This is a genomic window from Streptococcus parasanguinis (assembly GCF_001069785.1).
In the GTDB taxonomy this organism is placed as follows: domain Bacteria; phylum Bacillota; class Bacilli; order Lactobacillales; family Streptococcaceae; genus Streptococcus; species Streptococcus parasanguinis_T.
In genome coordinates, this window is sequence record NZ_JVSR01000008.1 from 1 (window position 1) to 4,436 (window position 4,436).

At 46.7% G+C, this 4,436-nt stretch carries 2 protein-coding genes; both read right to left on the bottom strand.

Going from position 1 to position 4,436, the window contains the following annotated elements; translation table 11 throughout:
* Positions 1 to 55: 55 nt before the first annotated feature.
* Positions 56 to 3,280 (bottom strand): pneumococcal-type histidine triad protein, encoded by a 3,225-nt coding sequence (locus ADG03_RS00805; RefSeq protein WP_049471820.1) that lies wholly within the window; start codon positions 3,278 to 3,280, stop codon positions 56 to 58.
* Positions 3,281 to 3,287: 7 nt separating this feature from the next.
* Positions 3,288 to 4,223 (bottom strand): metal ABC transporter solute-binding protein, Zn/Mn family, encoded by a 936-nt coding sequence (locus tag ADG03_RS00810; RefSeq protein ID WP_023917495.1) that lies wholly within the window; start codon positions 4,221 to 4,223, stop codon positions 3,288 to 3,290.
* Positions 4,224 to 4,436: the final 213 nt, after the last annotated feature.

The following is a 4,436-nucleotide window of genomic DNA, read 5'->3' on the forward strand; positions in this document are numbered from 1 at the left end:
ACGAAATCGAATTCTAACGAATTACCGATTTCTGTCCCACTCTCTTTTCTATTTTCTATTGGTTCTGAGGAGATGGAGCATCTGGCGTGCTTGCTTCTGTTACAGCTGCGCTTGCAGGCTCTGTTTCTGTCTCAGTTGTGGCAGGCTTGTTCCCTTCTGAAGCTGCTGCTTCTGTTGCTGCTGGAGTCTCTGTAGCGACAGGCGTTTCAGCTGTGGAAGCTGGTTTGCCCGCTTCGCTTGCAGATGGGGCTGCAGCTAATTCTGCCTGGAAGGCTTGGATGGCCTGTAGTAAGGCTGCTTTATCACTCTTTGGATTAGACAATTGGTCAAAGAGAGCTTCTAAGCGATCAAATACAGCATCACTAGCTCCCTTGTCCTGCAATTGTTGGTGCAAGGCCATCAATTGGTTATAGAGCTGTTGATAAAGCGCGACATCCCCAATTTGAGGTTCTTCGGTTTTCTTTTGTTTTTGCTTTTCAATGGTATCACTGATTTCGCGTAGAAGTGCTTCCCCACTTGAAATAGCCTTGTCTGGATCAGATTCTTTTCCAAGTTGAGCCAAGCCTGTTTCAAAAGCCGTTCGTTTACCTTGGTCTTCGACTTGTGGCAAGAGCGACTGGATTTGCTCTAAGAGGGCTGTCAAAATCTTGTTCTGTTGACGGGCTTCTGTTGCCTTATCCAACTCTCCATATAAGCCCTTGAGGAAATCATAAACCGCTACGTTGTAGGATGGAGTTTGACTTCCTTTTTGATCCAAAACTGTTTTTTCAATAGGATAGGTTTGGCCTTTATCTTGGGAGAAAAGCTGGTCAATAGCTTGCTTAGTTTGGTAGAGCTCCATAAAGTGAGACTTGGAATCCCAAGCTTCTTCAAAGGCTTGAGCTCGGTAGAGCTTCAAGGCTAGATCTGCTGCCTTAGTGCGGAGTTCTGGTGTCAAGCGCGCATCGCTCAAGCTTTGGTAGAAATACTTGAGGTAATCGACCGATGTCACACCCGTCCGATCTTGCATCTCCTGAACAGCTTCTAATAGCTTCCCTTCCTGCTCTAGACGCTTACTGTCCTTGGCAGCATAGGCTTCCTGCAGTTGAGAGACCAACTCTTCCTTCTTCAATTGGAAGGCTTCTGTGTCTAGCAAGCGCACTTGTTCCAGCAATTCTTGGTAACGACGGTCCAAGGCTGTCTCTTCTTTTGGCTTGACCGCTTGAGTCGCATGAATGTACTGCGCATCAACCTGTTTGAGACTGGCCAGATAGCCCTCTGTTGAGTTACTTGGGAAACTCTTGACATTTTCCAAGAAGTGGCCCAAGATGAGCTCAATCCGTCTTTGTTGCAATGGATCAGAAGCATAGAGAGTCCGGCTTTCTGCTAAGAGCTGGTTGACCTTTTCCTCTACTGCTTTTTTGTCCAAGTCTCCTTTTTTGTAAGGAGATTGGATTGTTGGAAGACGGTGGGCTAAGTAGTCTGCTAGTCCTGCTGAACGTACCTTGATGTAGTGGTTGTGATCGCCATGCGGGATAACAAACTGACCATTTTCAATCTGGAGGCTATAAGGAGAAATCCCTGAACGAAGCGCTGTTGCATAGAGTTCATTGATAAAGTCTAGTTCAGGATTGCCAGTTTCAAGTGGGATGCGGACATGTTCCTTCCGAACGGCATAAGGATGGATGTGGGTCGGATCATATTCTTGGTCTGGATTGTTAAAGACAAAGAAACCATTGGAAATCTTAATGGCCTCGCGAGGGACACCGTAGGTCTTACTGATGTACTGGATCTTTTCCTCATCTGAGGCATCACGAGAATAGGTCGCAACGTCATCTGTCAGGGGCTGACCCTTGTCCTCTTCCTTCTTACCAGCTAGAGTTGCCTCTGCTGCCGCAATCTCTTGAGGAGAGAGGTCCTTTTTATAGAAATAATGGGCATGGTTGCCATGAGCGACCATATAGCCTTCCTCGTCCTTGCTGATGACCTTGTCAGCGTGGAAGCCGTGATCGTGCTCCTCTTCGTGATCATGACTATTTCCATGCTCATGATCAGGATCAACTGGTCTTGTGCTTGGATTTGAAGGCAAGCTTGGACTTCCTTCTGTTGAACTACCAGTTCCTTGAGCACGAAGCAATTGGAATTGCCGCGCCAACTCACGCTCTAAAGGCGATAGAGAGCTGTATGGGATAAAGTGGAAATGATCCCCGTGAGGGTAGACAATTCCTTGATCGGTCCACTTGGTAATCTTACTTGGATCAAAGACAGAACCATCAGACTCCACATGACGAGAAGACAGAGGTGTTTTCTGCAATTCTTCGATCAAGTTGGTCAGGGTTGGACTCGGTTTAGAGGTAGCTGGTTTAGACGTCGTTGGGGTTGTCTGTGTATTGGTTGGACTGGATGACGGCTGGTTGCTCGCTTGCTTCCCAAGGCTTGGAGAGACTTGATCTGGAGTACCTTGCTCTGTGCTTGCTCCAGCTAGGCGTGAGTTCCCAGCCTGATGGCCGGCTTGACCACCTAAGACGGAGAGGGCTGCTGCTAACTCTCCAGCAGATAAGGCACTCTTTGGAATATAATGGAAATGGCCTCCATGGGGCACAATAAAGCCGTCCCCTGTATCTGAAATAACATCTCCAGGGCTAAAGACATAACCATCGTCCGTACGGTAGCCACCACCTGTATGGTTCTTAGCCGTCAACATCTCAAGAGTCTTACCTTCTTTCAGCGCTTGACTCGGTTGACGGAAGTCACGGGTCTTGCCTGCCTTGTGCGAGGAGCTAGCTTGCACCGATCCCGTCTCTCCTTCTTCTTTGGTGCCTCCCTTTTGTTGTTGGGCGATCTCTTCGATCGAGCGCACATTAACTGTATGTTGGGCATCCTTTAAGTAGAGATAGTATTTCCCAGCGCGTTTGATGATATAGCCATCCTTGACCTTGCTCACGATATCTGCTTCTTGCAGCTGATAAGTTGGATCCCGCAAAATCAACTCTTCACTAAAGATGGCATCAAATGGGACCTTGCCGCTGTAGTAATGAAAATGATCCCCATGAGAAGTGACAAAGCCTTCATCTGTAATCTTGATGACAATCTGCTCTGCCTGGGTCTTTTCCTTGGCATTGACCGCTTCGATGCTGTCTTCCTTTTTACTGGAGGCAGACGATGACGATTTCTTGTCCGCTTGCAAATACTGAATCTGATTCTTTTTCTCTTCCTTGACTTGTGGTTGCTGACTGAGCGCGTAGGCACAGAGTCCTAGCCCCAAGGTCGCTACAATTCCAATCGTTCCCTTTTTCTTCATTCTTGATTTACTCCTCTAATTCCTTGGCTAAAGTCGCCATATTTTCTTCTAAATTTTCTAATAGATCCTTATCGTTTTGTGGATCGGCTTCCAGTGGATCCAAGACCTTGACACGCGCCCCTGTTGCCTTAGCGATACTATCTGCCACCTTTGACGACGTGTGCTTTTCCACAAAGATCGTTTTCACCTTGTAGTCTTTGACAAACTGCTGGATCTCGGCCAATTGCCGAGCGGTCGGTTCTTGCTCTGGGGAAATCCCTGCAATCCCTAACTGCTTGAGACCAAAGCGTTTGGCCAGATAAGAAAAGGCCGTATGCTGGGTCACAAAAGTCTTTTGCTTGGCCTTGTCAAAGAGAGGCTGGTAGTGAGCTACTAGTTCCTCACAGCGCTTTTCAAGCTTTTGAGCATTGGCCTGATAGAGTTCCTTGTTCTTTGGATCGATCTCTCCCAAACGTTGGGCGATGATCTTTCCTTCCTCTGCGATTTTTACAGGATCCAACCAAGTATGCGGATCATACAAGTGCTTGGCTTCTTTTCCCTGACCAGCCTCGACATCCTCTAATCCAGCCACCTTATCAAGGGTCATTCCTTGGCTACCTTCGATCACTCGCAACTTGGAACCTTGAAGATTAGGATCTAAGCGACCGGCCCAAGATTCCAGGGTCTGAGAATGATAGACAAATACATCCGCATCATAGATCTGGGCTACTTCCTTGGTTGAGGGTTCATAATCATGGATCCCTGCACCTGACTGAACCATCCAGATGTCATTTTGATCGCCAGAGATTTCCTTGACCAGGGCATAGATAGGATAAAAACTCGTGACAATTTTAAGACCTTTTTTAGAAGGGGGCTTGCCCGCATTTCCTTGACTTCCACAAGCTGTCAGCAGAAAGAAACCGAGAAACAAGAGTCCCAGAACCTTCATTCTTCTCCAATTCATCCTTCACCTCTTTTTCATTTTCGTTAACTAGTTTATTAATCAGTTAATTAACTAGTTAATAATACTGCTAATCATTTGCTTTGTCAAGCCTTTTTTACATTTTTTTCCTTTTAATGCTAGAGACTAACAGTTGCCTAGACTCCACGAGCCTTCCTTGCAGTAAAAAAAGAGAGTGGGACAAAAGTCCTAGCCTCTCAATTGTTTTTGGATTGT

Coding starts and splice junctions, on each gene's coding strand:
- ADG03_RS00805 (WP_049471820.1), bottom strand. CDS start 3,280: ATGAAGAAAAAGGGAACGATTGGAATTGTAGCGACCTTGGGGCTAGGA.
- ADG03_RS00810 (WP_023917495.1), bottom strand. CDS start 4,223: ATGAATTGGAGAAGAATGAAGGTTCTGGGACTCTTGTTTCTCGGTTTC.